We start from the raw sequence: 25,805 nt of genomic DNA, 5'->3' as shown, positions 1-25,805 counted from the left end.
GTCGGTTTTCCGGGATTCGGCGTTGTCTCATCATGAAGACGGCCCATGACGGTTTTTTGAAGGCCTGCCCATGCGCTCCCTGATCGACCGCATCGTGCCGGATCTGCCGGCACCGGACAGCACCCTGCTGGAGGAGGCGAGGCTGGCATCCGGGCAGCAGGCTGCTCACGGGAGCTTGGTCGAGCGCGTGCCAGCCCTGAACGCCATCGAGCAGCGTCCACCCGCTCATCCGCTGCCGTGGCCCGGATCGATCAGGATCGCGGCGTTCAACGCCCAGCGCCTCAAGGACCGGCGGGCAACCCGGCGTCTCATGGAACAGGCTGGCGCGCAGGTGACGCTGTTCAGCGAGGTCGATCTCGGCATGGCGCGATCGGGCAACACGCACAACATCCGTGATCTGCTCGCCGGATCGGGGGAGGGCTATCTCTATGGGGTCGAGTTCGTGGAGCTCGACCTCGGCGGTGCCGACGAGATTGCGCAATGCGCCGGCCACAGCAACAGCCGAGGCCTGCACGGCAATGCCATCGTGACAGGCCTTGCCCTGGAGCGCTCGTGCCTGATCCCGCTCGAGGAGAACGGCCTGTGGTTTCCCGGCATCGACGGGCTTCAAAGGCGTATCGGCGGACGAATGGCGCTCGCGGCCCGGGTGGCTCAGGCGCCTCGGCCGCTTTGGATCGTAAGCACGCATCTGGAGAGCAAGACCGATTCTGCCGACCGCCAGGCACAGATCAGGGCGTTGCTGCGTGCCCTCGACGAGATTGCCCCTAACGAGGCCTGCGTGATCGGTGGCGACTTCAACACCAAGGCCCTGCCGCGTGGCGAGGCCGAGCGCCATCTCCTGCTCGATGCTCCCGAACGCACCGAGCCGCTCTTTGCCGATCTGCGCGATGCCGGCTTCGCGTGGCAGCACGCGAACCTCCCACTGCCGACGCAGACGCCCGGCCCTACGAACAAGCACGAGCCGCCCTTCGGCAAGCTCGATTGGCTCGTGGTGCGCGGGCTCGAAGCCCTCTATCCGCAGGTCATCCATGCGGTGGACGAGCAGGGCAGGGCGGTGTCGGACCACGAGATGATTGCGGTCGATCTGAGGTTCACTTGAACAGGGACGCGGTAGGGATCAGAAGCGATTTAGACCAACTGCAAATTGGCGATCGGCCTCAACGATGATCCGGCAGCGCGCCGATCCCCGGGCGCGCACCCGCCGCCGTCGGGTTGTGGCGGTGCTGTCCGAACATCGCACGCTTCCAGGCCGTCAGGCTCACGATGACGACACAACACAACGTGTTCGCGACAAAGACTGCCGCCATGCGCCAGTCATCCACCACCAAGATCGCATAGGCGACCGTGGACAGGTGTGACACGCCGAACAGAGTCCAGGTCGCGTAGGAGATGGCCACGGCCCCTTGCGTATCTCGGCTGATCTTCACGATCTGCGGCAGATAGGCGAAGACCCGGGCCGTGTTGCAGACGGTAAACACGACCAGGGCCGCCTCGGCAGGTGTGACCGGCATGATCAATCCGCGGCATGCGCGCTGAAGGGGCAGTAGGACATGACCTCGTCCTGGTTCGTCATGATCCTCTGCGCGACCCTGTTGAGCGTGTCGGCCCCGAAGCGATCATACAGGGAGGCTGCGGCGATGCGAGGCTCGGTCACATAGCTGCGGCCCACGAGATGCAGTGCGGCGGCGCCTTCTTCGGAGCCGAACTTGCTCGCGTAGTACAAGCCCTGGCACCGACAGCCGGACAGGTCGGAGTCGGCGATGGACCTGCATTCGCCCTCGACGTCGAGCGTCGTCTCGGCGGCACTCGCTGTCGTTGCCGTCATGGCAATGCCGAACATGATGATGAGCGCACGGTTCATGAGCTTGCTCCTTGGCAGCCCGCATCGTTGGATCGGAGGGCGGCCGTAAGGCTGCTCCCATCCTGGGCCAAGTTTCGAATCAATCGGTGAGCGCTCGTCGATCATGATGCTGCGTGGGGTTCTGCACGTCCTCCTCCATTTGGGGGAGGGACGCGAATTCGGTCTCGGAGTAGGCTTCAGATCAAGTGCTTGCGCGCCTGTTGGCGCGGCCTGCTCCGGGGAAACCATGAAGCCGGACGAAGCCTTCTCCGACCTGATCGGCCGCATCTACGACTGTGCGCTCGACACGCATTTGTGGCCGACGGTCCTGGGGGAAATCGCCGGAGCCCTTGGCGGCATCATGGGGGACCTGACAGTCGTTCACCCGCTTGAGCCGAAATTCGCCGTGGCGGCCGTATACAACTGGCCTGACGAACTTGTTGAGCGTGTTGCAGCCAGCGCCCCCATCAACCCCACCCTTTCCATTGGCCTGACGGCTCCTCTGTGTGAGCCGCTCTGCACCACCCGGGATTATCCCGAGCTCCACCAGAGCCGCTACTGGCGCATTTGCTTTGCGGAACGCGGGCTATACGACTATGTCCTCGCACCGTTGACGCGAACCGTGACCAGCTTCTCCTCCTGGGGCGTCGTGGGCAGCGAAGCCAAAGGGCCCTTCACGGATCAGGACCTGGAACTCGCCCGCCTGCTCTCGCCGCACATCAAGCGTGCGGTCCAGATCTCCGGAGTCATCCGGCATCAGAGGGTGGAGGCCGGCACCCTGCGCGCGGCTCTCGAAGCGCTGGCGACGCCCGCCCTGATCATCGATCGCGACGGTGCCATCCGGTTCCGCAACCGGGCCGCCGATGAGGAACTGGCCTCCCAGCGGGCGTTGCGCGAGCACAATGGCGCTCTCAGGGCGGTGACGCCCGATGCGGCGAAGCTGCTGGCCGGGTTATCGCTCTCAGGCGATCACCGAATGCGGAAAGGATTCGATGCCTTTCTGAGCGACACGGCAGGGCGAACCCTGCATGCCACCTGGGCCAGGTTGGACCAGGCGGAAGAGGAGATCGGCAGCCCGATCCTGCTGCTGCTGCGCGAGCCTGAAACCGCGCTCATGACGCCCCTGGCGAGCGCCGCCACCCTGTATCAGCTCACGACGGCCGAGATCCAAGTGCTCGGGCAGGTTCTGCAGGGACATGCCCTGGCGGAGATTGCTGATCTTCTCGGTCTCGCCCGCTCGACGGTGAAGACGCATCTCGACGCGATCTACCGCAAGACGCAGACCAACCGACAGGCCGAGCTGGTCTCCCGGATCATGAGCCTTGCCTCTCCGCTCAGACCCTAACCGGAAGCGTTCCAGTCATCGAAGCGTTCATCAGCGAGTGTAGCGGGTGACAGCGAGATGAGGGCTCGATGAAGTTCGGCACTCCGCACGCACATGCTCCGAAGGAATGTCTACGGCCGGCGCACGTCATGGAACCCAAGAAAAGTTTCCTGTTTATCGCCCAATTGTTCTATGTCTGGCCTCCTGAAACTGAGACATTGTCCATTCTTTCCTGAGCGTTCCGGAACATCTGTGGACGAGCTTGCGCCATGCATACAGCAACGAACTAGGTGATCCGAGCTGTGGACGAGCCGATTAGGTGTTCGGGCAGCGAGATGATCGTGGCCCGAACACCCTGTAAGCCTGTCAGATGACGAAGAAGTCCTTATAGGTGAGGCCGAGCTTCTTGGAGAGTGTAGCGATCTCCACGGCGGCATATTTCGTGCCTGAACCATCGGCATCGTACGAGAGCACGCCTTTCTTGCTGTCATAGATCACGTAGTCGTTCTTGTCCTTGGCCTTCGAGCCCTTGACGAAGAAGTCCTTCTTCAGCTGCGCCGGATTGGATTCGGAGCCGGCCTTGCCGAGTTTGGTGAAGACCTTGTTGTCGAGCCAGATCGTGTCATCCTTCACGTTGAAGTCGGTGATCTTGTCGCGGTTGGTCTTCGTGTTCGGCTTGGCGTCGAACACGAAGATGTCGCTGCCTGCGTTGCCCGTCAGCGTGTCCTTGCCCAATCCGCCGAAGAGAACGTCCTGGCCCGTCCCACCCGTGAGGCTGTCGGCTCGAGTGGTGCCATTGATCGTCTCCACGGCCACGTCGCCGAGCGCGATCGTGAATGCCGCGTCGGTGGCGATCCCACCTTCGTCGACAACCCGCACAACAATGCGGTGCGAGGTGCCGCTCTCGTAATCGAGCAGGCTGCCATCGGCGACGATGAGCTGGTTGCCGGACAGCGCGAAGCGACCGCCGGCATTGTCGACGAGCTCGAAGCGCAGCCCGTCGCCGGGATTGGGATCGATGGCCGAGAGCGTGCCGACGGGGGTGCCTGCGCCGGCATTCTCCGTGACGGCCTGCGTGCTCAAGGAGGCCTGCGCCTGCTGCAGAATGTGGACGCCGCCCGCATCCGTCACCTTGCGGATGCCCTGGTTGTAGAGCTGCTGGCGCTCGGCGAGCGTGAAGCTGTCGCTGGTGACGGTGACGGCGCCATCTTGCGTCCGGCTGTTGGCGACGAGCGCCGTAGCCTTATCGGCGAACGTGATGGAGCCGGTGCCGAGCAGCGTGATGGCCTCGAGGCCGGATACGAGCTTGGTCGTGAAGTCGTAGGTTCCTGCCTTCAGATGCAGCGCGTCGTTTCCGCTGCCGCCCTGGAAGCCGATCACAGCATCAAGGCGGGCGCCATCGGCGAGGATGATGTCGTTGCCGCTGGAGCCGCGAACGATCTCGATGCCGGTGAGCACCGTCGCCGCGTTGAGGTCGAGTGTGCCGGCCTCGATCATGTGCAGGACGTCGATTCCCTGTCCGGCCTCGAGGCTGTCGCCTGCGGTCAAGCCGCCGTTGCGTACCTGAAAGACATCGTTCTCCGACGTCCCGCTCCCGTACTCCTTGCCTGCGCCGAATGCCGCGACGGATTTGGCGTGGCGCTGAAACACCCCTGTATCGGACCCATCCTGGCCCTGCGAGGTCCAGGTTGTGATCCATCCCCCTCCGGCCAGTCCCGCGACGCTCGGGTCGAACTGCCCGTCGCTTTCGTAGACGTTGATCTGCTGCTCGCCCCGGAGAGGATTGCCGTCCTTGTCGTAGCGCTGCTGGTAGATGCCAGTGCCGGAGCCGTCCTGCTCCGATTGCCAGGTGACGACCCAGCCGCCGTCCTCCAGAGCCGTCACGCTCGGCCGGCTTTGATGGCCGGTCGTCTCGGTATTGACCAGCCGTTCGCCTCCTCTGGACGTGCCGTCCGCGTTGTAGCGCTGCTGGTAAATGCCATAGCCGGAGCCATCCTGATCATTGGAAGCCCAGGTGACGATCCAGCCGCCGTCCTCCAGGGTCGTGACGCTGGGCTGGACCTGATTGCCGGCCACCAGGGCGTTGACCTTCTGCTCACCGGCCTTGGGGGTGCCATCGGCATTGTAGCGCTGCTGGTAGATGCCATAACCGGAGCCGTCCTGATCGGTCGACGTCCAGGTGACGAGCCACTCGCCGCCAGCCAGGGCCGTCACGCTCGGCTCGTATTGGCTGTTTGACACGTATGTGTTGACCGGCTGCTCGCTGTTGACGGGGTTGCCGTCCCGGTCGTAGGCCTGCAGGAAAATGCCATCGAGAGAGCCATCCTGGCCGAACGAACTCCAGGTGACGACCCAGCCGCCGTTGGACAGCGCCGTGATGCTGGATTCGCCTTGATGATGGTGCGTCTCGGTGTTCACCGGCTGGTCCTCTTCCCAGCGAGCAATGCCATCCTTGTCGAAGTGTTGCTGGTAGATGCCGCCGTATTCGCCGTCCTGATCCATGGACGTCCAGGTGACGACCCATCCGCCATCATTCAGTGCCGTCACGCTCGGCTCGAATTGGCCTCCTGCCGTTTCGACGTTGACCCGCCGCTCCATATTCCAGAGGGCCTTGCCGTCCCTGTCGTAGCGTTGCTGGAAAATGTCGACGATGGAACTATCCGGGCTGTCGGAAACCCAGGTGATGAGCCAGCCGCCATCCGCAAGCCCCGTGACGCTTTGCTGGTGTTGAAGCTGTGGAGTGAAGATGTTGACCTGCTGCTCGCTGCCGAGCTGGATGATCGTTGCCGCCATGGTGCCCCTCTTGAGCGTTGTGCCCGTTCAGCGAATCACAATGGCATGCCTATGCCGGCCGAGGTGCTGAGAGCGTTCGATTTCATTCGGTGTATAGGTCAATATTCAATAGGGCGCCATGTTAAAGCGTTTACAGGCAAGCAAGAGGCTTGTTGGCCTGCCAAGCTTCGTCCCGGTAAACCGACAGGGGAGCATATGCGGACCGTCAGCAGATTCACCTTGACACCGTCACGCTCTTAGAGTACAAAACAAGAACACTGACGAAGTGTGAATGAAACGCCCCCGCCGCATTCACCGCATCAGTCAACCTCCACCGCCCAGCGTCCCCGCTTGGGCGGTTTTTTGTTGGCTTGTCGCATGTTTCCCAGAAAAGAGATCACCGATGAGCAGAGGCAGCAGGCCTGGGAGGTCTATGCCTGCGAGCCGAAGCGCACTCTCGAAGACATTCATGTGCTTCTCAATGTCAGCTCCAGCACCTTCGTACGGCTGCGACAGCGTTGGGGCTGGCCCCCGCGCCATGCGGCTCTCAACGAGAATGCCCTCAGCAAAGCCCCCAGGGACGAAGGCGGCGTCGCAGGCATCGCCAAGGCGGCGGCCGCGTCGGTGAACGATGCGGCCCGCGCCCTGGCGCAGGCCACGCGGGTGCAGATCGACACGCTCATGGACGAGCAGCGCAGAGGCCAAGCCAAGGATCACGACAAGACGGCCCGCCGGCTCGCGTCTTACGCCAAGACGCTGGCAGCTGCGCGGGCGCTTCTGGAACAGGAAAGTTCACCGCTCGATGACAGCGAGCCCCATGACAACAGACCCCGGCGCAGCCTGCACGAACTCCGCGAGGAGCTTGCTCGCCACCTTGACCGGGTTATCGCGGAGGAGGAGTCTCGCGGACGCGACGGCCTCCTGGTCTGAGCGCGATTTCGAGACCGTTTTCCGTTTCTGGCCGATGCGCTGCCGGCCCGAGCAGCGCCTGCCGGGCCTGGCCCGGCACCACGACCCCTGGACGATCTGGCTCATCCTCGGCGGACGCGGCGCGGGCAAGACCCGCACCGGCGCCGAATGGGTGCGCGGCATCGCGCTCGGCGATCCCGATTTCGGACCAGGTGCCTCGCGGCGCATCGCCCTTGTGGGCGAGACCTTTGCGGATGCGCGCAACGTGATGGTGGAGGGACCGGCCGGAATTCTGGCAGCTCATGCGCGGCATGAGCGCCCCACATGGTCGCCGTCTTTGCGCAAGCTCGAATGGGCAAACGGCGCGGTCGCGCAGGTGTTTTCGGCGGAAGATCCGGACTCGTTGCGCGGCCCGCAATTCGAAGCCGCCTGGGCGGACGAGCTCGCCAAGTGGCGGCACGTAGAGGAGACCTGGGACATGCTGCAGTTCGGCCTGCGTCTCGGCGCCCACCCGCGCCAGATGGTGACGACGACGCCGCGTCCGATCCCGATCCTGAAACGCTTCCTCAGCGACCCTTCTGTGGCGGTGTCGCGAATGCGCACGGCAGAGAACGCAGAGAACCTGGCGCCTTCCTTTCTCGACACGGTGGTGCGTCGCTATGCGGGCACCCGCCTCGGGCGGCAGGAACTCGACGGCGACATCATCGAGGATCGTCCCGATGCGCTGTGGACGCGTGACGTGATCGAGAGCAATCGCATCGACGCAGCGCCATCGCTCATGCGCATCGTCGTGGCGGTCGATCCGCCGGCCTCGTCGTCGAAACGCGCCGATGCCTGCGGGATCGTGGCCGCCGGCATGGACGAGGGCGGCATGGCCTATGTGCTGGAGGATGCGACAGCGTCAGGATTGAAGCCGCCCGAATGGGCCGCCAAGGCGGTGGCGTTGTACAGAAGGCTGCAGGCCGATGCGCTGGTCGTCGAGACGAACCAGGGCGGCGAGATGGCAGGCAGCGTGATCCGCGAGGTCGATCCGTCCGTGCCCGTGGTGAGCGTGCGCGCCACGCGGGGCAAGTATCTGCGCGCGGAACCCGTGTCGGTTCTCTATGCGCAGGGCCGTGTGCGCCACGTGGGCGCGCTGCCGGAGTTGGAGGATGAGCTCTGCGATTTCGGTCCCGGCGGCCTCACGTCCGGCCGCTCGCCCGACCGCATGGATGCGCTGGTCTGGGCGCTCACCGAGGTGATGCTGCGCGAACGCCGCGAGCCGCGGGTGCGGGTGTTGTAGAAAAAGAACGCCCCAGCCGAAGGGTGGTGTTCACGCACATCTCCAGCCGGGGCGCCGTGGCTACCGTAGGGGCAACATGTGAAGCCACTCGCCATAAGCTAAGCCGTTCAAAAGAATCCTCAAGACTTCTGATGGGGTGAGCCTTTTGCGCAGGCTTGTCTCGGAAGAGATAGCGGCTTGCGCCATCGGCATCGTTCTTGATTATAGTCTTAGAGGATCATGCTGCAGGGCCGGGGCGGATGGCAGTCCATCCGTGCCGATCCGCCCCGCCATCTGCCTCATGTCGCCGGCGTCGACGACAGAGCTCGAGAAACCGATGGTCGCGCCAGCCGGTCCGGGGGAAATCAGCCCGGCTGGCGCGTGAATGTCGCCGGATGGCCCCGCAACATCTTGAGATTACCCTGGGGTCTATGACGGGCCAATGACGCGTGTGCCGGATCTGCATTCTTTGCAGTCATCGGCTGCGGAAGTTGTCGGCATTTTGAAGCCACAGGAGGCACCGCGTGTCATCCCCGGCGGCCGCAGGCCGGGAATGACACCCTCTCGCGTCATCACCGGCCTTGTGCCGGTGATCTCGATTGCGTGGAGCGTCTCGCTTTTTTGCACCGGGATGGCCGGCACAAGGCCGGCCATGACAACGGAGCGTGCTGCTCACGCACCGCGACATTATTCATCCTTCATGCCCCGACGGGCAGGAGCTTTTCATGCTGAACCGATTGACCCGTTGGCTCCAGGCGCCGCCTGAGGCCAAGGCCTCGCGTGCGCAGGGCGCGATCGCGCTCTACGTCGCCGGTCGCCCCGTGTGGACGCCGCGCGATTATGGGGCGCTGGCCCGCGAGGGATTCCAGAAGAACGCCATCGTGCACCGCGCCGTGCGTCTTGTGAGCGAGGCGGCGGCGTCGCTGCCGCTGGTGCTCATGAGCGAGGGCAGGGAGCTTCCCTCGCATCCGCTGCTGATGCTGCTGGCGCGGCCCAACGCACGGGAGGGCGGGCAGCGCTTCCTCGAGAGCCTTTACGGGCACCTGATGGTGTCCGGCAACGCCTATGTGGAGGCAGTGAGCCTCGACGGCGCACCGCACGAGTTGCACGCGTTACGGCCTGACCGCATGCGCGTGGTGCCGGATGCGGACGGCTGGCCCGCCGCTTACGAATATACAGTCGGCACGCAGGCCGTGCGCTTCCCCATCCGCGACGAGGTGTTGGCGCCGATCCTGCACCTGACCCTGTTTCATCCGGCGGACGATCATTACGGATTGTCGCCGATGGAAGCCGCCGCCACCGCGCTCGACATCCACAATGCCGCGGGCGCTTGGAACAAGGCGCTCCTCGACAACGCGGCGCGGCCCTCCGGCGCGCTCGTGGTCGGCGGCGCGACGCTGACCGACGCGCAGTTCGACAGGCTGAAGAGCGAGCTGGAAACCAATTACCAGGGCGCCGGCAACGCAGGCCGCCCGCTGCTGCTGGAAGGCGGCCTCGACTGGAAGCCGCTCTCGCTCTCGCCCAAGGACATGGACTTCGTGGAAGCCAAGGCAGCGGCCGCGCGCGAGATCGCGCTCGCCTTCGGCGTGCCGCCGCTGCTGCTGGGCCTGCCTGGCGACAGCACGCATGCCAACTATGCGGAGGCGAACCGCGCGTTCTACCGCCAGACCGTAATCCCGCTGGTCAAGCGCACATTCGAGGCGCTTGCCCACTGGCTCGCGCCGGCCTATCGCGAGACGTTGTCCCTCGAACCTGACCTTGATGCTATCGAGGCTCTCGCAGACGAGCGCGAGAGCCTCTGGCGCCGCGTGTCGGCTGCGGCGTTTCTCAGCGACGACGAGAAGCGCGAGGCGGTCGGGTATGGGCGCGTGGAGGAGGGGAAGGGGAGGCGAAGGTAATCGCGAACGCAAAGCCTTCTCCCTCGGGATCACCGGCGTTGTGCCGGTGATCCCGCACGTGTGAAACGCAGTGCTTTCAGGATCGGAGATGGGCAGCACGAGCCGACCATCACGTCGGGTGTCATCCCGGGGCTGCGGCGCAGAACCCGGGATCGTGGGACGAGTATGGTGCTGGAGCCCTCCTCCCCCTTGTGGGGAGGAGTTGGAGGTGGGGGTGTAAGCGTCTTCATCTCAGAACGTGGCGCTGGCACCCCCACCCCGGCCGCTGCGCGGCCACCCTTCCCCACAAGGGGGAGGGGGAACACGTGTTCTATCCTGCACGCGATCCCTGATCGGCTCCGCCGTCCGAGATGACGATGCCCACCCACCATTTCGCGAAAGACATTGCTTTCTTCGCAACTCCAACGGAGCCTTTCACGAGAACAAATCATGAACTCATTTGACCAGATCACCGAGGCCGTCATCCGGCGCGGGGATCTTGCCCATCTGGCCCTGTTCGTCTGGGCCAGCGGGGCGTCCGCCTTGCTTGCCATGACCCTGCGCGACCTGTTCGCGGCCAACCGCCGGTTCGATGCGTTCGTGCGCGAGCTGTCCCTGTTCAACCGCCGCCATTCGGGAGATCCCTCGTGACCCGCCTTTCAACCCGTACGCCCCGCAAGCCGAAGGCGGCGCGGGAGAACCAGACCCGCGCCACGAGCGTCTTTCGCGACTTCGTGCGCCAACTCGAAAAGCTCGATGCCAAGCCGCCCAAACCGGCGCGCGGGGCCGCGCGATGATGGCGGCCGCAACAACCGTTCGTGAGCGCAAGTTCCTGCCCGAGCCCCTGAGCGGGGTCGATGCCGAGGGGGTGTTCGAAGGCTATGCCAGCCTGTTCGGCGAGGCCGATCTCGGCAAGGATGTGGTCATGCCCGGCGCCTTCCGCGACAGCCTCAAGAAACGCGCCGCCGCGCAGGTGCGCCTTCTGTGGCAGCACGATCCGGCGCAGCCCATTGGGCGCTGGCTCTCCATCGCGGAGGACCTGCGCGGATTGCGCGTGCGGGGCCGGCTCAACCTTGCGGTCGAACGGGCGCGGGACATCCATGCGCTCATGCGCGACGGCGCTGTCGACGGTCTGTCCATCGGCTTTCGCGTCGAGCGCGCAAGGGCCGAGCGGCCCACCGGGTTGCGCCGCCTGGAGCGGCTCGACCTGTGGGAGATCTCGGTGGTGACCTTTCCGATGCTGCCCGGCGCCCGGGTCGAGACCGTGAAGCAGGCCCCGCCGAAACTCGCGACGCATATTCGCAGCGCAGCCGTAAGGCTGTTTTCCTGAACCTTGTCCGTGGGAGCGCGTTAGCTGAAAGCCCGCAAGAGCGCGGAAGCTGCGGGCCCTTTCCTCTCGAAAGGTGTCTGATGTCCGCTTGTCTCGGGAGGTTTTGATGAAGAAGCTTGCTTTCGTTGCACTCCTCGGCCTTGCGGCGGCTGGCTGCACGACCACGGAAGAGCGGGTTGGCGGTGCGGCCGTCGGCGCCGGTGTCGGTGCCGTGGCCGGTCCGGTTGGCGCAGTTGCCGGCGGCGCCGTTGGTGCTGTGACGGGACCGACCGTCGCAAGAACAACCCGCCGCGCAGCCCGCCGCATGTAAGCATTCCCCTCACAGGGAAATAACGGGCCCGCCAATCGGCGGGCCTTTTTTATTGGGGCATCGGGCCGAAAAGTGGATCCCACTATTCGGATCGACCCGATGCTCATTTCCTAAGCTGTTCCTTTCAAACCTATGGATTGTGATGATTCCCGTTGTTGAAACCAAAGCCGTGTCCGACGATGTCGCCTCGGCCTTCGATGATTTCGCCCGCGCCTTCGAGGCGTTCAAGGACGCCAATGACACTCGCCTGTCCGAGATCGAGACCAGGCTCACGAGCGACGTAGTGACGGACGAGAAGCTCGCCCGCATCGACACCGCCCTCGACGATGCCAAGCGCCGTCTCGACCGTCTGAGCCTCGACCGCTCCCGCCCGCCTCTCGGCGGCACCGATGCCCCGCGCGACCCGGCCCAAGCCGAGCACAAGGCGGCGTTCCATGCTTATGTCCGCAGCGGCGAGGCTACCGGTCTCAAGCGGCTGGAGGAAAAGGCGCTCTCTGCAGGCTCCGGGCCTGACGGCGGCTATCTGGTGCCTGACAATGTCGAGCGCGAGGTGCTGCGTCGTCTTGCCAATGTCTCGCCGATCCGCGCGATCTCGTCGGTGCGGGTGATTTCGGGCGGTCAGTACAAGCGCGCCTTCTCGACCACGGGCCCGGCCACCGGCTGGGTCGGCGAGACGGCGGCGCGACCGCAGACGGCGAGCCCCACGCTGTCCGAGATGAGCTTCCCGGCCATGGAGCTCTATGCCATGCCGGCCGCGACCCAGACCCTGCTCGACGACGCGGTGGTCGATATCGAGAGCTGGATCGCGGAGGAAGTCGAATCCGCCTTCGCCGAGCAGGAGAGCGCCGCCTTCGTCAACGGCGATGGCGTGAACAAGCCCAAGGGCTTTCTCACCACCGATACGGTCGAGGAGGAGATCTGGGAATGGGGCCGCCTCGGCACGGTGAACACGGGCGGCGCAAGTTTCCCGGCGTCGAACCCGTCCGACGTGCTGGTGGACCTGATCTACACGCTGAAATCCGGCTACCGCCAGAACGCCTCCTTCGTGATGAACCGCAAGACGCAGAGCGCGATCCGCCGCTTCAAGGACGACAACGGCGCGTATCTCTGGTCACCGCCCGCGAGCATCGGCCAGGCCGCAACCCTGATGGGCTTTCCCGTCGTCGAAGCCGAGGACATGCCCGACATTGCGCTGAACGCCTGCGCCATCGCGTTCGGCGGCTTCAAGCGCGGTTACCTCATCGTGGACCGCGCCGGCATGCGCGTGCTGCGCGATCCGTATTCCGCCAAGCCCTACGTGCTGTTCTACACCACCAAGCGCGTGGGCGGCGGCGTGCAGGATTACGCGGCGATCAAGCTGCTGAAGTTCGCGGCTTAATCCGCAGTGTCATCCCCGGCGAGCCGAAGGCGAGGGAAGGGGATCCATAGCGCTGAGCGTACGGGTGGATTCCCTTCCCCTTCGCTGCGCTCCGGCCGGGAATGACATGGTGAGGAATAATTCAATTCCCCGCCCACGCGGCGTTGAGGCTTTGCATGCTGCCCACGATCCAGCGAAGGTGCTCCACCACTGGCGTCACGGCCGTGAGGCCGCCGCAGGCGGTGGGTCGGGGCGAGCGCAGGGCGCCGCTCGACCAGCTTGTGATGCCGTAGAGCTGATAGCCGCTCTGGGTCGCGGCGAGGATCGGGCCGCCGGAATCGCCCCGGCAGGCTCCGGCGCCCGATGTTTCGGCAAGCCGGTTGCGGTCGGCCACGATGAGGACGCGGTTCGCGACCTCGATGGGGCCGAGCGAGACGAGATTGGTCTGACGCAGGGTTCGGGCCGTGCCGCGGGCGCGCTCCGAGAGCACGCCGTAGCCGGCGATGGTGACGCCGTCGCCTACGTCGATCCGCCCGGCCTGGGTCGGGTTAAGGGCCAGGAAATCAGAGCCGAGGGGGCGGTCGAGTTTGACCACCGCGAGATCGATGCCGGGCTGCGTGCGCGGCGTCGTGCCGGCCACGAAGGTCGGGTGGATGGCCAGCGCGGCGACGTTGAAGCGCTGCGGCCGGAAGGCGCGCGTGAGCGCGGTCACACGGTAGGCGGCCCGGTCGATCACGCAATGGGCCGCCGTCAGCACCAGATCGGGCCCGACGATCACGCCCGAGCAGAGCTCGCCCAGCGAGTTCTCGATGGACACCACCGAGCGGCGCAGCCCGTTCGGATCCCTCGAGGTGGAGCCCTGCAGGATGGCCCAGGCCGGGCTCGCAACGAGGGTGAAGACAGCAAGGGCGAGGAGGGGCAGCGCGCGCATCGGGGATCATGCCATGAGGGGAGGAGCGTGTGATAGGGCAAGAATTGGGCAACAAGGATAGTTCCGGCCCTTTACTAAAAGTCTAGAGCATCGGACCCAAAAGTGGACCCCGCTTTTGGGATCGAATCCGATGCTTTTTTGAAAGAGAGCATCGTGTGGGCCGGAAAGCCGGGACCACTTTTCCGCACAATGCTCTACCCGTTGCCGCTCCACAACGCCGCGCGGTTCCAGCCCTTGAGAACCCGGTCGATCCAGTCCCGTTGCGGGCCGACGAGGATGCCCTGTGTCAGGCCTCCGCAGCTTCGGCCCTTAGCCGGCGCTGCCCAACTCGTGATCGCCGCGACGGTGGCTCCGGATGCCATCGGCCCGCCGGAATCGCCTTGGCAGGCGCTGGCCGAACCGGAGCCCTCCGCCCAGAGCAGGATCTTGCTCGGGCCATAGGGTTCGACGGCGGTCAGAGACGCGGCGCGGAAGGTGCCGGTGCTCTTGGCATCGCCTTCGCGCGCAAGGCCATAGCCGCCCACGGTGACGAAGGTGTTCTCAGGCACCTTCGCGGCGCCGAGTGTCGCCCGCTCGAAGCGCGCGGGCAGGGGCTCGGGTGTGCGAACGAGCGCAAGGTCGATGGAGCGCTGGCGCGTCTCCACGGCCTTCGCATTGTAGCCGGGATGCACGGTCTTCGCGGCCGGCACGATCAGCACGGGCTCGCCCGACTCGTCGCGGAAATGCACCCGGTGCTCGGCCGCGCCCGTGACGCAATGGGCGGCGGTGAGCACCACGTCGGGAGCCAGCACCACGGCGGTGCAGACGCCGCCGTTCGAGCTCAACACCATCACGCTCTGGCGCGACAGCGGGCCCTCATCGGGCTGGCCGCCGACAATGGCGTGGGCGCCTGCAACAGGCAGCGCCAGCGCGAGACAAAGCGTGATCGAACGTTTCATGACAGCACAAGGATCCTTGTTTCCGATGATTCCCATATTCGTCAGCGGCCCTGCCGTCGAGCCCATCACGCTCGCCGAGATGAAGGCCTATCTGCGCGTCGACGAGGACGAGACCGCGCAGGATGACCTGATTTCAGGCCTCATCAAGGCAGCCAGGCTCACGGTCGAGGCGGCCTCGCGCAGGATCCTCATCGAGCAAAGCTGGCGCGTGGTGCTCGACCGCTGGCCCTGCGATGGCGTGATCCTGCTGCCGCTCTCACCCCTGATTGCGGTCGATGCGATCAGGATCACGGACGCCACGGGTGCCGTCACCGAGTTGCCGGCCAATGCGTTCGAGGTGGACGCGTTGAGCGAACCGCCGCACATCACCGTTTCCGGGGCGCCTGAGCCGGGCAGGCCCCGCAACGGCATCTCGGTCGCGCTGCGTGCCGGCTTCGGCACGCATGCGGAGGCGGTGCCCGCGACCCTGAAGCTCGCCATCCGCATTCTCGTGGCGCATTGGTTCGAGAACCGCGGCGATGTGGCAGGCGAGCAGATCCTGCCGCCCGAGGCGCTGGCCCTCGTGGCGCCGTTTCAGAGGGCGCGTCTGTAAAAACGTTCCCACTGTCATTGCAGACGCCGCTGCGCAGCCCCGAAATGAGACCCTCGGCGTCATGGCCGGACTTGTTCCGGCCATCCACGTCTTTCTTGGCTCGACCTCCTCAGGATGAGGTCGAGAGTTCGCACGTCGATCGTCATTCCCTTTCAAAGACATTGCCATGAAAACCAAATCCATTTCCATCGGCGCGCGCTCGCGCCGGTTCGTGCTCGAGCTGCCGCTGGAGCGGTCCGACGGCTTCGGCGGCGTCATTCGCTCATATGCGCCGGGGCCTCAACTATGGGGGGCCATCGAGATGCTCTCGGGCCACGAGCGCGTGCGCGCCGACCGGCCCGAGCAGAGCCTGACGCACCGCATCACCCTGCGCTATCGCGAGGGTGTGACCGGCGCCATGCGGCTCACCTCGGGCCTGCGCCGCTTCGCCATTCGTGCGGCCTCCGATCCCGACGGATCGAAGCGCGATCTCGTCTGCCTCGTCGAGGAGGTGAGGGCATGACGAGCCCGGTGCTTGCCTTACGCCGCGCGATCATCGATGCGGCCTCAGGCGACGCCGAGCTGCGCGCGCTCATGGGCGGCGCGCTTCGCCTCTACGACGAGCCGCCGCGCGGAGCGGAGCCGGTCTATGCGCTCTTCGGCGACGTGAAGGCCGAGGACTGGTCCACCGATGCCGACCGTGGCCACGCGCAGAGCGTCGATCTGGTGATCTGGTCGGAGAAGGGAGGAGCGCGCACGGCGCTCATGGTCGCAGACCGCTTCTTCGCGATCCTCGACGATGCGTCGCTCACCGTTGAGGGCCACCGCCTCGTGAATCTTCGCGTCACCGAACTCGCGTCCATCCGCGACAAGGATTCCGGCCTCGCCCGCGTGACATTGAGCCTGCGCGCGGTGACGGAGGTGGTGTGAGGTCGTGCTCCACGCTGTCATTCCGGGGCGAGCCTTAGCGAGAGCCCGGAATCCATAAACTCTGACGGCGCAGAACGAAGCGTGACGCGGTCCGCTCTTCCCTGACACGGCATGTTTATGGATTCCGGGCTCGCCTCCGGCGCCCCGGAATGACAGTGGAAACAGCTTTTACTCCAATCAACATAAGGACAACCCATGCCTGCTCAAAAGGGCAAGGATCTGCTCATCAAGATCGGTGACGGCGGCAGCGCCTTCGTGACCGTGGCGGGCCTGCGCACGCGCCAGATCGCCTTCAATGCCGAGACCGTCGACGTGACGCACGCGGAATCCGCCGGACGCTGGCGCGAGCTGCTCGCCGGCGTCGGCGTGCGCCGAGCCTCGATCTCCGGCTCCGGTGTGTTCAAGGACGAGGCCTCGGACGCGCGCATGCGCCAGGTCTTCTTCGACGGCGACATCCTCACCTACCAGATCGTTATTCCGGATTTCGGACGTATCGAGGGCCCTTTCCAGATCACGAGCCTGGAATATCGCGGCGACCATGCGGGTGAGGTGACCTTCGAGATGGCGTTCGAATCCGCCGGCGCATTGGTGTTCGTAGCAATATAAGCGGGCCTTCGCTGCACTCATTCTGAAAACGCATTCTCGCTGTCATCCTCGGGCTTGTTCCGAGTATCCGCGTCTTTGCCGCGGTTGAAGACGTGGATGGCCGGAACAAGTCCGGCCATGACGGCGGAGGGTTTCACAAAGAGAAAGAAGAAACACATGCCCAACAGACGACGGGGTGAGGTGGCGCTGCAGCTCGGCGACACGCGCTATACCCTCTGCCTCACGCTCGGCGCGCTTGCAGAGCTGGAGGATGCCTTCGGCGTGCAGGATCTCATGGCGCTCACGGAGCGCTTCGGCACCGGGCGCCTGTCGAGCCGCGACCTGCTGACGCTCCTCGCCGTCTCGTTGCGCGGCGGCGGTCATCCAATGACCGATGCGGAGGTGGCGAGCCTGCCGCTGCATGAGGGTGTCGAGCCCGTAGCCTCAGCGCTGGCCGACCTTCTCGTCATGACCTTCGGCGGAGGCGAGGCATCGCCAAACCCTCCGTCATCCCAGGAGGCGAGCGCGAGTCATGCGCCTTCCCCTGGGATGACGCGTTGACGCTGGGCTTGAGCATCCTGCGGTGGAATCCGGAAATATTCTGGCGCGCGACGCCGCGTGAGCTGCTCGCGGCCTGGGAGGGACTGCATGGCGGGCGAAAAATGGAGCCGGCACTGAGCGGCGATCTCAGGCGGTTGATGGAGGTATCTCCGGACGAGTAAGCCTGAATCTTGGCGATGATCGTTCAAATTCAAGGATAGTAGTCTTGGCGAAACACCGCACCATTCCGCTTGGCGCAATCAATCTCGAGGTCCTCCTGCAACTCGTCTCGGCTCTGTGAGGCGGCTTGCTTGGCAACGGCTGTTCGGGCCTCTGCTTTGCATTGCATCGAAATACGCTCCCACTCGGCATCTGGCATTGTGACCTTACCGACGAATGTTGCGCCATTCAGCTTCGCACACATGTTGAACAGCCGGAACCGCCTGTACTCAGTTGGAGTCTTGAGGCTTGCCGATGCCGTCGCCTTCTCGGCTTCATAATTGCACTCATCCTGAATTCGGCTCCATTGGGCGGAGACCGTGCCAGGGGTCCTGTAGATCATTCGGGACGTAGTCGCCGGAGCGCTGACACAAGCGCCCTGTGAAAACAAGATAAGCGCCGCCAGGCCCAGTTTTACTCTAGGAGATTTAGCGATGGCCGAACCATTGAGATTGAATCCAGGTGCAGGGGATAAGGGTAACGAAGATAGACAACGCCAACTCAACACGCCCATCGGCCTCTCCGAAAAACTTCTTTATTGTCATACGTCCGGAAAATCGTCAGTTGTTCCAATATGTCTTGCACCCTTCAGAGCTAAGCATTTCAAGTAAAGGTTACGCCAATCCAAGTGTCGAACTGGACCTGGCCTTTGTGATGAAACGGCTTTTTGCGCTTCGTAATCGCACTCATTCTGCATCCTCTGCCATTGGGGTTTGCTGATATTCCCGATGTCAAAAACGTCATCGGGTGCACGACTTGGTGCGCAGGCCGACATGGGGAGCATCGAAAAACAACAGAAAAACGCAAAGGAGATATGTTTGAGCGACAAACCAGCCAAAAGCCCAGTATCGCCGACCAATAGCTTGGAGGAAGATCGCAAGCGCCAGCTCAACACACTCATCGGCCTCTCCGAACGGTTCGGGGAATCCCTGTCTACTGCTTTCGCGAAGAACATCTCGGAAGTCAAGAAATTTGATAACGTTCTGAAAGACGTGCGCAAGTCATTCACAGAATTCGCGCTCCGCTCGGCGATGGCTCCACTGCAGATGGCACTCAGTCGTGGTCTGCAAACACTGATGGTGGGCCTGTTCGGCAACGCATTGCCAATCGGGCCTGATCTGTCCGGCGCAGGTCAAAGTCTGGGCGGTGGGCTGTCGTCTCTCCTCGGCTCCCTGGTCGGTGCTGGAGGGTCTTATGCACGAGGTGGCGTCTTCTCACGCGGCATGGTGATGCCCTTCGCCAAGGGCGGGGTGGTCGGCGCGCCGACTTACTTTCCGCTCGGACGCGGGCTCGGCCTCATGGGTGAGCAGGGTGCGGAGGCCGTGATGCCGCTGGCGCGCGGGCCGGACGGGCGGCTCGGCGTGCGAGGCGGCGGAGGAGGGCGGCCGGTCTCGGTGACCGTGAACGTCACGACCCCGGATGCCGATAGCTTCCGGCGCTCCGAGGCGCAGGTTTCCGCCGCGCTCGCCCGCGCCGTCGCGCGGGGTCAGCGCGGGATGTAAAGCCCTAGACTCCCAAAATCACCTCATCCTGAGGAGCCGCTGAAAGCGGCGGCTCGAAGGATTGTCCATAGATCACTGGATCGTCCTTCGAGACGGGCGCTGCGCGACCTCCTCAGGATGAGGGCTAGTGTCGTTTCCCGGAATCTCGATCAGGCGTCCGTGCCGTCGAGCATGGCCATGATCTCGTCCTTGATCTGCAGGCGGCGGCGCTTCAGCTCCTCCTCGGCCGCCTCGGACGTGGGCTCCACCCGGGTCTCGATCCGGTGGATGGTGCGGTTCAGCTCGTCGTATTCGTCGTAGAGCCGGGCGAAGCGGCCGTTGCTCGTCTTCAGCTGATGGATCCGGTCGACCTTGTCCGGGAAATCCTGCGCCAGGTCGTTGGGAGCATTGCTCATCGCCGACCGCCTCCGTGTTGAATGGCTTGCGCCTCGTCAACGCCACCCCGGTTCTTTCGTTTCAACCTTCAGGATGTGCCCATGGCCTCAGACTTCCACGAGGTCCGCTTTCCGCTCGACGTCAGCCTCGGCAGCCGGGGCGGGCCCGTGCGGCGGACCGATATCGTCACGCTCGCGTCCGGCCGCGAACACCGCAACAGCCGCTGGGCCGGGTCGCGCCGCCGCTACGATGCGGGCCTCGGGGTCAGGACCGTCGATGCCCTGCACATGGTAATCGCCTTCTTCGAGGAGCGGCGCGGCAGGCTCTTCGGCTTCCGCTTCCGCGACCGCACCGACTGGCGCTCCGGCCCGCCCTCCCGCGAGCCGACGCCGCTGGACCAGCGGATCGGCACCGGCAGCGGTGCGGAGCGGACTTTCCAGCTCGTGAAAGCCTACGGCTCCAGCTTCGCGCCCTATAGCCGGAGCATCGCCAAGCCGGTCGGCGGCACGGTGCGGGTGGCGGTGAACGGGGTCGAGCAGGCAGTAGGGTCGGGGTTCAACTGCGATCCCGCAACGGGCCTCGTGACCTTCGCGGCCGCGCCGCCAGCCGGTGCGATCATCACAGCGGGCTTTGCCTTCGACGTGCCGGTGCGCTTCGACACGGACGAGCTCGACATCGACCTCTCCACCTTCGACGCTGGCGGCATCCCGCAGATCCCGTTGATCGAGATCATTCCTTGACGTTCACCTTTGTCATCCCCGGCGAGCCGCAGGCGAGGGAAGGGGATCCACGATCACGCTCAGCGCGATGGATTCCCTTCCCCTCCGCTACGCTCCGGCCGGGAATGACACCCACCATGTTCTCCACAGCGTCATCCCCGGACTTGTTCCGGGGATCCACGTCTCTGCAACGCTGCGGTTCTCAAGACGTGGATGGCCGGGACAAGCCCGGCCATGACGCGGCGGGTGGGACAGCCGACACATAACTCCATTCGAGGCCACCGATGCGCACCATTCCTGAAAACCTCGCCGCTCATCTGACCGCGGGAGCAACGACGCTTTGCCATTGCTGGCGGCTCATCCGGCGCGACGGCACCGCTTTCGGCTTCACCGATCACGACCGCGACATCAGCTTCGGCGGCGTCAACTATGCGGCCCGCTCTGGCCTGGAGGCTGCGGAGGCCACGGCCGAACTCGGCTTCGCAGTCGGCGGCGGCGAGGTGGCCGGTGCGCTCGTTTCCGCCGGGCTGACGGAGGATGATATCTCGTCCGGCCTCTACGACGACGCGAGCGTGGAAACCTGGCTCGTGAACTGGAGCAACGTGGACGAGCGCGTGCTGCTCGACATCGGCTCCATCGGCGAGATCCGGCGCGCCGACGGCGGTTTCGTCGCGGAGGTGAGGGGGCTCATGCACCGCTTCGACGAGGAACGCGGTCGGCTCTTTCGCGCCACCTGCTCGGCCGACCTCGGCGACACGCAATGCGGCGTCAATCTCTCCGCGTCGGCCTATTCCGACACGGGCACGGTCACCCGCACGGACGGGGCATTGAGCATCGCGGCGTCCGGCATCGGCTTTGCGGACGGCTGGTGCAATGCGGGCAGGCTCACCTGGTTCACCAGCGACAATGCCGGCGTCTCCGTCCAAATCAAGGTGCATCGCGCGATCAGCGGAACGGACGAGTTCGACCTGTGGCAGCGCGCGCCTCAAGCGATCAAGGCCGGCGACACGTTCCGCGTGACGGCCGGCTGCGACAAGACACACGCCACGTGCCGCAGGAAGTTCGACAACGTCGCAAACTTTCGGGGCTTCCCCCACATGCCCGGCAACGACTTCATCATCCGCATGCCGCAGCAGGGTGAGCCGGGGCTCGATGGAGGGAGCTTTTTCAGGTGAGGCCCTTCTTACCCTCCCCTTGAGGGGGAGGGTCGACGCCCGTCAGGGCGGCGGGGTGGGGTGGCAACGCGACCTTGCCTGAGCAGACTCGGATCCAGCAAACAGCCCATCAAACCACCCGCGCCATTCACCCCACCCCGGCTCTTCGAGCCACCCTCCCCCTCAAGGGGAGGGTGCTGCCGCACGGCTGCCAATCATGCCCTCATCAAATCTCATCATCGCGGAAGCCCGTGCCTGGATCGGCACGCCCTACCGCCATCAGGCGTCACTGAAAGGCGTCGGCTGCGATTGCCTCGGGCTGCTGCGCGGCGTGTGGCGCGGCGTCATGGGGGCTGAGCCCGAGCTGCCGCCGCCATACTCGCCGGATTGGGCCGAGGCCGGGGCGGATACGCTGGTGGCCGCCGCGCGCAAACATCTTGTCGAGATTGACCCCGCGCAATTCACTGCCGGCGACGTGCTGCTCTTTCGCTGGCGCGAGACCATGCCGGCAAAGCACTGCGCCATCGCGACATCAGTCGACACCATGATCCACGCCCATGACGGCGCGGCGGTAGCCGAGGTGGCGTTCCGTCCCTGGTGGCGCCGTCACCTCTCCCATGCCTTTCGTTTTCCGGATGCACCCTGATGGCCACCATCGTTCTTCAAACCGTCGGCTCCGTGGTGGGTGGCATGGTCGGCGGGCCGATCGGCGCCATGGCGGGCCGGGCCCTCGGCGCGCTGGCGGGCGCCGCCATCGACAACGCGCTCTTTGCCGGAGACAATACCAAATATGTCGAGGGCCCACGCCTGAAGGACATCGACGGGCTCACCTCGACGGAGGGCGCGCCGATCCCGCGGGTCTATGGCCGCGCGCGCATCGGCGGCCAGCTCATCTGGGCGACGCGGCTGGAGGAGGTGGTGAACACCGACACCGACCGGGGTGCCCAAGGCGGCAAGGGCATGAGTGGTCCGAAGACAGTTACAACCACTTATTCCTACTTCGCCAATCTGGCCGTGGGCCTATGCGAAGGCCGCATCGCCTTCATCCGCCGGGTCTGGGCCGATGGGCGCGAGCTCGATCTCAGCACGCTCACCATGCGGGTGCACAAGGGCAGCGACACGCAAAGCGCCGATCCGCTGATCGTCGCCAAGGAGGGCGCGGATCATGCGCCCGCCTATCGCGGGTTGGCCTATGTGGTGTTCGAGCGCCTGCCGCTCGCCGATTTTGGCAACCGCGTGCCGCAATTCTCCTTCGAGGTGGTGCGCCCCGTCGACGGGCTCAACCGCATGGTCCGCGCCGTGTGCCTCATCCCTGGCGCAAGCGAGTTCGGCTATGACACGCGATCCGTCATGCAGGTGCTCGACCTCGGCAAAACCCGGCCGGAAAACCGCCACCAGCTGCAGCGTTCAAGCGATGTCGCGGCATCGCTGGATGCCCTGGAGGCCCTATGCCCCAACCTCAAGCGCGTGTCCCTCGTGGTGAGCTGGTTCGGCGACGATCTGCGGGCCGGCTCCTGCCTCATTGAGCCGCGCGTGGACGTGAAGATCAAGACCACGGATGGCGCCACCTGGTCTGTGGCCGGGCTGACACGCGAGGACGCGAAGGCGGTCTCGCTCGTGAAAGGCGCGCCGGCCTATGGTGGCACGCCGTCCGACGAATCCGTGATCCGGCTGATCCGCAATTTGAAGGATCGCGGCCTGGAGGTGGTTCTCTATCCCTTCGTGATGATGGACGTGCCGGCGGGCAACGATCTGCCCGACCCCTATGGCGGCACCGGCCAGCCCGCCTATCCCTGGCGCGGGCGCATCACCTGTCATCCTGCGCCTGGAGAATCCGGCTCTCCCGATGGAACGAGTGCTGCCGCCACCCAGGTGAACCTCTGGTTCACGCGGGCTGCAGGCTTCAACCGCATGGTCCTGCACTATGCTGAGCTTGCGGAGCAGGCCGGCGGCGTCCACGGGTTTATCCTGGGCAGCGAGCTTGTCGGCCTCACCCGCGTGCGCTCCGCATCGGGCGTCTATCCGGCGGTGTCGCGGCTGCGGGATCTCGCGCAGCAGGTTCGTGCGATCCTGCGCGCCTCGACGAAAATCGTCTATGCGGCCGACTGGACCGAATACGGTGCCCATGTGCTGAACAATGGGAGCGAGGTGCGCTTTCCCCTCGATTCATTGTTTACGAGCAGCGCCATCGATGCGGTCGGGATCGATTATTACCCGCCGATCTCGGACTGGCGCGACGGTCCGGCTCATGCGGATCTCACGGCAGGGCGCAGCATCTACGACGTGGATTACCTGCGCGCGCGGCTCGGCAGCGGAGAAGCCTTCGACTGGTACTACGCCAATGCAGCGGAGCGCGCCGCGCAAACCCGCCGCCCGATCACCGATGGCGCCACCGGCAAGCCCTGAGTCTTTCGCCAGAAGGATCTCGTGTCATGGTGGACGAACCGACACATGGAGCGCGTCGGCGGCGTCGAGGTCGGGGCCACCGCATGGCAACCGCAATCGAAGCCGATCTGGCTCACCGAGATCGGCGTGCCTGCCGTCGACAAGGGGCCGAACGGACCCAATGTCTTTCCTGATCCGAAATCATCGGAATCCGCCTACCCGCCGTTCTCACGCGGCGTGCGCGACGATCTCGTGCAGGCGCGCACGCTTGAGGCCATTCTCTCGCGCTTCGATCCGGCCCAGAGGGGCTTTGCGCCCGAGTACAATCCCGCATCGTCATCCTACAATGGGCGCATGGTGGATCCGGACAACGTGTTCGTCTGGGCCTGGGATGCGCGGCCTTATCCGGCCTTTCCCGATTTCGATCTCGTGTGGTCCGACGGCGCCAACTGGGACACGGGCCACTGGATCACCGGCCGCATCGAGGGCGCGACCCTCGACCGGCTGATTGCGCGAGTCTTACGCGATTTCGGCCTTCCCGATCCGGGCGCCATTCCCGTCGAGGGTTTTGTGGACGGCTACGTGATCGACAGGCCGATGTCCCTGCGCGGCGCGCTCGAGCCGCTGCTGCGCCTGTTCGGGGTCGATGCAGTGGCGCGGGGCGGCACGATCGCCTGGCAGGGGCGTGGGGGGCGCGCCGTTCTTCATCTCACGAAGGACGATCTCGTGCTCAACGAGAACGAGCCGGCCTTGAAGCTCTCCCGCGCGCAGGAGACCGAGCTGCCGCAGCAGGTGGAGGTGGGGTTTACCGAGGGCGACACGGATTACCGGCGCGCCAGCGTGGCGTCCCGGCGCCTGTCCGGTTCGAGTCGTCGGGAGGCGAGGGCGGACAGCGCCGTCGTCACCCGACGGGCCGAGGCGCAGCGCCTTGCCGATACCTGGCTGCAGGATCTGTGGGCGGGGCGCGAGGGCGCCGAGTTCGAGCTGTCGCCGCGCCGCATCGAGCTGGAGCCAGGCGACGTGATCGCGGTGCCGACCGACGCGGGAGAAAAGCTCCATCGCATCACGCGGATTGCAGACGGCCCGACCCGCAAGATTACGACACGCGCGGTGGAGCCTGCGGTGTTCGAGCGGCCGGGCTCCACGATCCCGCGGCCGGTGAAGCGCCCGCCGCCGGTGCCAGGCAAGCCGCAGGCCGTGGTGCTCGACCTGCCTGCTGCCTTTGGTGAACCCACGCCGCTGCAATACATCGCAGTGGCGGCCGATCCCTGGCCCGGCGCCATGACAGTGTGGCGCTCAGGGAACAGCGCAAGTTTCACGCCCCATCGCATTCTCGATCTCCCCGCCCTGATCGGGCGCACGAAGACCGCGTTCGCCCCAGGGCCGCTTTGGCGCTGGGACATGGGTGCGACGCTGGACGTGGAAATCTCCACCGGGGCATTGAGCTCCATCGACGATGAGGCGGCGCTGGCCGGGCGCAACCTGTTCGCCCTGCGCGGTGCGGACGGCCGCTGGGAAATCCTGTCGGCCGGGCGTGCTGAGCTGATCGGGGAGCGCACCTACCGCCTGTCGCGCTTCCTGCGCGGCCTTGCGGGCAGCGAGCCGGAAGCCAATCGCATCGTGGCGGCAGGCGCCCTGATCGTGAAACTCGACGAGGCGGTCGTGCCGCTCACAGCTGGCTTGCAGGATCTCGGCCAGAGCTGGCGCTATAGGATCGGACCATCGGGGCGCGATCATGCGGATGCGGCCGTTGCCGAAATCGCCGCGACTGTGGGTCGCGAGGCGCTGAAGCCTTTGAGCCCCGTGCATGTGACGGCGCGGCGAGAACAGGGCGGCATTCGCCTCGGCTGGATCCGCCGCACCCGCCGCAACGGCGACGGCTGGGAGGCCGTGGATGTGCCATATGTGGACGGCCCCCGCCTCGCAAGAAGATTTGGATATAGTTTGATCGGATCGCTTGCGGTCATATGTCCGGC

27 protein-coding genes and 1 pseudogene are annotated in these 25,805 nt (G+C 65.2%); 21 read left to right on the top strand and 7 right to left on the bottom strand.

Annotated features, from left to right (window positions below; genetic code table 11):
* The first annotated feature begins 70 nt into the window (after positions 1–70).
* Positions 71–1,099 carry an endonuclease/exonuclease/phosphatase family protein gene (locus tag JKL45_RS21400; protein WP_201863604.1) on the top strand — a complete coding sequence of 343 codons (1,029 nt, stop codon included), beginning with the start codon at positions 71–73 and terminating at the stop codon, positions 1,097–1,099.
* 58 nt (positions 1,100–1,157) lie between these two features.
* Here the strand turns inward: JKL45_RS21400 and JKL45_RS21395 are convergent, their stop codons facing one another.
* Together JKL45_RS21395 and JKL45_RS21390 are read right to left on the bottom strand one after the other, a co-directional pair.
* The gene (locus JKL45_RS21395; RefSeq protein ID WP_201863603.1) at positions 1,158–1,511 is read right to left on the bottom strand and encodes a hypothetical protein; all 354 of its coding nucleotides are present in this window, start codon (positions 1,509–1,511) and stop codon (positions 1,158–1,160) included.
* A 2-nt stretch (positions 1,512–1,513) separates the two neighbouring features.
* Positions 1,514–1,861, bottom strand: a complete 348-nt coding sequence (locus JKL45_RS21390; RefSeq protein ID WP_201863602.1) for a hypothetical protein — start codon at positions 1,859–1,861, stop codon at positions 1,514–1,516.
* A 226-nt stretch (positions 1,862–2,087) separates the two neighbouring features.
* Here JKL45_RS21390 and JKL45_RS21385 point away from each other — a divergent pair, with 226 nt between their 5' ends.
* On the top strand, positions 2,088–3,185 hold the full coding sequence (locus tag JKL45_RS21385; RefSeq protein ID WP_201863601.1) for a helix-turn-helix transcriptional regulator: 1,098 nt from the start codon (positions 2,088–2,090) through the stop codon (positions 3,183–3,185).
* Between the two features lie 345 nt (positions 3,186–3,530).
* Here JKL45_RS21385 and JKL45_RS21380 read toward each other — a convergent pair whose 3' ends face one another.
* Positions 3,531–5,957, bottom strand: coding sequence for a calcium-binding protein (locus JKL45_RS21380; protein ID WP_201863600.1), 2,427 nt, complete (start codon positions 5,955–5,957; stop codon positions 3,531–3,533).
* 357 nt (positions 5,958–6,314) lie between these two features.
* On the opposite strand from JKL45_RS21380, the gene JKL45_RS21375 reads away from it, so the two are divergent.
* From JKL45_RS21375 to JKL45_RS21340, 8 genes are all read left to right on the top strand, one after another.
* The gene (locus tag JKL45_RS21375; protein WP_201863599.1) at positions 6,315–6,866 is read left to right on the top strand and encodes a hypothetical protein; all 552 of its coding nucleotides are present in this window, start codon (positions 6,315–6,317) and stop codon (positions 6,864–6,866) included.
* A gap of 34 nt (positions 6,867–6,900) precedes the next feature.
* A complete protein-coding gene (locus JKL45_RS21370; RefSeq protein ID WP_201863634.1) occupies positions 6,901–8,127 on the top strand; it encodes a DNA-packaging protein in 1,227 nt (408 codons plus the stop codon).
* A gap of 704 nt (positions 8,128–8,831) precedes the next feature.
* The gene (locus tag JKL45_RS21365; protein WP_201863598.1) at positions 8,832–10,004 is read left to right on the top strand and encodes a phage portal protein; all 1,173 of its coding nucleotides are present in this window, start codon (positions 8,832–8,834) and stop codon (positions 10,002–10,004) included.
* A gap of 429 nt (positions 10,005–10,433) precedes the next feature.
* Positions 10,434–10,634 (top strand): hypothetical protein, encoded by a 201-nt coding sequence (locus JKL45_RS21360; RefSeq protein ID WP_181053492.1) that lies wholly within the window; start codon positions 10,434–10,436, stop codon positions 10,632–10,634.
* Positions 10,631–10,780: a hypothetical protein gene (locus tag JKL45_RS21355; protein WP_201863597.1), complete on the top strand. Its 150-nt coding sequence runs from the start codon at positions 10,631–10,633 to the stop codon at positions 10,778–10,780. The genes JKL45_RS21360 and JKL45_RS21355 overlap by 4 nt, the downstream gene beginning before the upstream one ends.
* Complete coding sequence (locus JKL45_RS21350; protein ID WP_246498758.1) at positions 10,777–11,313, top strand: HK97 family phage prohead protease; 537 nt, start codon at positions 10,777–10,779, stop codon at positions 11,311–11,313. The genes JKL45_RS21355 and JKL45_RS21350 overlap by 4 nt, the downstream gene beginning before the upstream one ends.
* Before the next feature lie 106 nt (positions 11,314–11,419).
* Positions 11,420–11,623, top strand: coding sequence for a hypothetical protein (locus tag JKL45_RS21345; RefSeq protein ID WP_201863596.1), 204 nt, complete (start codon positions 11,420–11,422; stop codon positions 11,621–11,623).
* 142 nt (positions 11,624–11,765) lie between these two features.
* Positions 11,766–13,001 carry a phage major capsid protein gene (locus tag JKL45_RS21340; protein ID WP_201863595.1) on the top strand — a complete coding sequence of 412 codons (1,236 nt, stop codon included), beginning with the start codon at positions 11,766–11,768 and terminating at the stop codon, positions 12,999–13,001.
* Positions 13,002–13,122: 121 nt separating this feature from the next.
* Here JKL45_RS21340 and JKL45_RS21335 read toward each other — a convergent pair whose 3' ends face one another.
* Both JKL45_RS21335 and JKL45_RS21330 read right to left on the bottom strand, forming a co-directional pair.
* Positions 13,123–13,911 (bottom strand): S1 family peptidase, encoded by a 789-nt coding sequence (locus JKL45_RS21335; protein WP_201863594.1) that lies wholly within the window; start codon positions 13,909–13,911, stop codon positions 13,123–13,125.
* 194 nt (positions 13,912–14,105) lie between these two features.
* A complete protein-coding gene (locus JKL45_RS21330; RefSeq protein ID WP_201863593.1) occupies positions 14,106–14,849 on the bottom strand; it encodes a S1 family peptidase in 744 nt (247 codons plus the stop codon).
* 25 nt (positions 14,850–14,874) lie between these two features.
* Here JKL45_RS21330 and JKL45_RS21325 point away from each other — a divergent pair, with 25 nt between their 5' ends.
* The 6 genes from JKL45_RS21325 to JKL45_RS21300 all read left to right on the top strand — a co-directional run bounded on the left by JKL45_RS21325 (position 14,875) and on the right by JKL45_RS21300 (position 17,657).
* The gene (locus JKL45_RS21325; RefSeq protein WP_201863592.1) at positions 14,875–15,441 is read left to right on the top strand and encodes a head-tail connector protein; all 567 of its coding nucleotides are present in this window, start codon (positions 14,875–14,877) and stop codon (positions 15,439–15,441) included.
* A gap of 166 nt (positions 15,442–15,607) precedes the next feature.
* A complete protein-coding gene (locus JKL45_RS21320) occupies positions 15,608–15,943 on the top strand; it encodes a phage head closure protein (protein WP_201863591.1) in 336 nt (111 codons plus the stop codon).
* Complete coding sequence (locus JKL45_RS21315) at positions 15,940–16,350, top strand: DUF3168 domain-containing protein (RefSeq protein WP_201863590.1); 411 nt, start codon at positions 15,940–15,942, stop codon at positions 16,348–16,350. The genes JKL45_RS21320 and JKL45_RS21315 overlap by 4 nt, the downstream gene beginning before the upstream one ends.
* A gap of 195 nt (positions 16,351–16,545) precedes the next feature.
* Complete coding sequence (locus JKL45_RS21310; RefSeq protein WP_201863589.1) at positions 16,546–16,956, top strand: phage major tail protein, TP901-1 family; 411 nt, start codon at positions 16,546–16,548, stop codon at positions 16,954–16,956.
* Positions 16,957–17,112: 156 nt separating this feature from the next.
* A complete protein-coding gene (locus tag JKL45_RS21305; RefSeq protein ID WP_201863588.1) occupies positions 17,113–17,496 on the top strand; it encodes a gene transfer agent family protein in 384 nt (127 codons plus the stop codon).
* On the top strand, positions 17,493–17,657 hold the full coding sequence (locus JKL45_RS21300) for a phage tail assembly chaperone (protein ID WP_210345859.1): 165 nt from the start codon (positions 17,493–17,495) through the stop codon (positions 17,655–17,657). The genes JKL45_RS21305 and JKL45_RS21300 overlap by 4 nt, the downstream gene beginning before the upstream one ends.
* A 29-nt stretch (positions 17,658–17,686) precedes the next feature.
* Here the strand turns inward: JKL45_RS21300 and JKL45_RS21295 are convergent, their stop codons facing one another.
* A complete protein-coding gene (locus JKL45_RS21295) occupies positions 17,687–18,208 on the bottom strand; it encodes a hypothetical protein (protein WP_201863587.1) in 522 nt (173 codons plus the stop codon).
* Between the two features lie 304 nt (positions 18,209–18,512).
* Between JKL45_RS21295 and JKL45_RS21290 the strand changes: the two genes are divergently transcribed.
* Positions 18,513–19,196 carry a phage tail tape measure protein gene (locus tag JKL45_RS21290; RefSeq protein WP_246498756.1) on the top strand — a complete coding sequence of 228 codons (684 nt, stop codon included), beginning with the start codon at positions 18,513–18,515 and terminating at the stop codon, positions 19,194–19,196.
* A gap of 149 nt (positions 19,197–19,345) precedes the next feature.
* Here JKL45_RS21290 and JKL45_RS21285 read toward each other — a convergent pair whose 3' ends face one another.
* Positions 19,346–19,591, bottom strand: coding sequence for an HP1242/YdcH family protein (locus JKL45_RS21285; RefSeq protein WP_201863586.1), 246 nt, complete (start codon positions 19,589–19,591; stop codon positions 19,346–19,348).
* An 81-nt stretch (positions 19,592–19,672) separates the two neighbouring features.
* Here JKL45_RS21285 and JKL45_RS21280 point away from each other — a divergent pair, with 81 nt between their 5' ends.
* The 4 genes and pseudogenes from JKL45_RS21280 to JKL45_RS30850 all read left to right on the top strand — a co-directional run.
* The gene (locus tag JKL45_RS21280; RefSeq protein ID WP_201863585.1) at positions 19,673–20,311 is read left to right on the top strand and encodes a DUF2460 domain-containing protein; all 639 of its coding nucleotides are present in this window, start codon (positions 19,673–19,675) and stop codon (positions 20,309–20,311) included.
* A gap of 263 nt (positions 20,312–20,574) precedes the next feature.
* On the top strand, positions 20,575–21,465 hold the full coding sequence (locus JKL45_RS21275) for a phage/gene transfer agent baseplate hub protein (protein WP_201863584.1): 891 nt from the start codon (positions 20,575–20,577) through the stop codon (positions 21,463–21,465).
* A gap of 196 nt (positions 21,466–21,661) precedes the next feature.
* Entirely contained in the window at positions 21,662–22,090 is a 429-nt protein-coding gene (locus JKL45_RS21270) for an NlpC/P60 family protein (protein WP_201863583.1), read from the top strand.
* Positions 22,090–25,805: pseudogene (locus JKL45_RS30850) on the top strand (baseplate multidomain protein megatron); the annotation flags it as partial. The gene JKL45_RS21270 and the pseudogene JKL45_RS30850, both read left to right, overlap by 1 nt.

Origin of the sequence: Microvirga soli, from assembly GCF_016734765.1 — a bacterium.
Classification (GTDB): Bacteria; Pseudomonadota; Alphaproteobacteria; order Rhizobiales; family Beijerinckiaceae; genus Microvirga; species Microvirga soli.
This window is presented reverse-complemented; position numbering and strand designations above follow the sequence as displayed.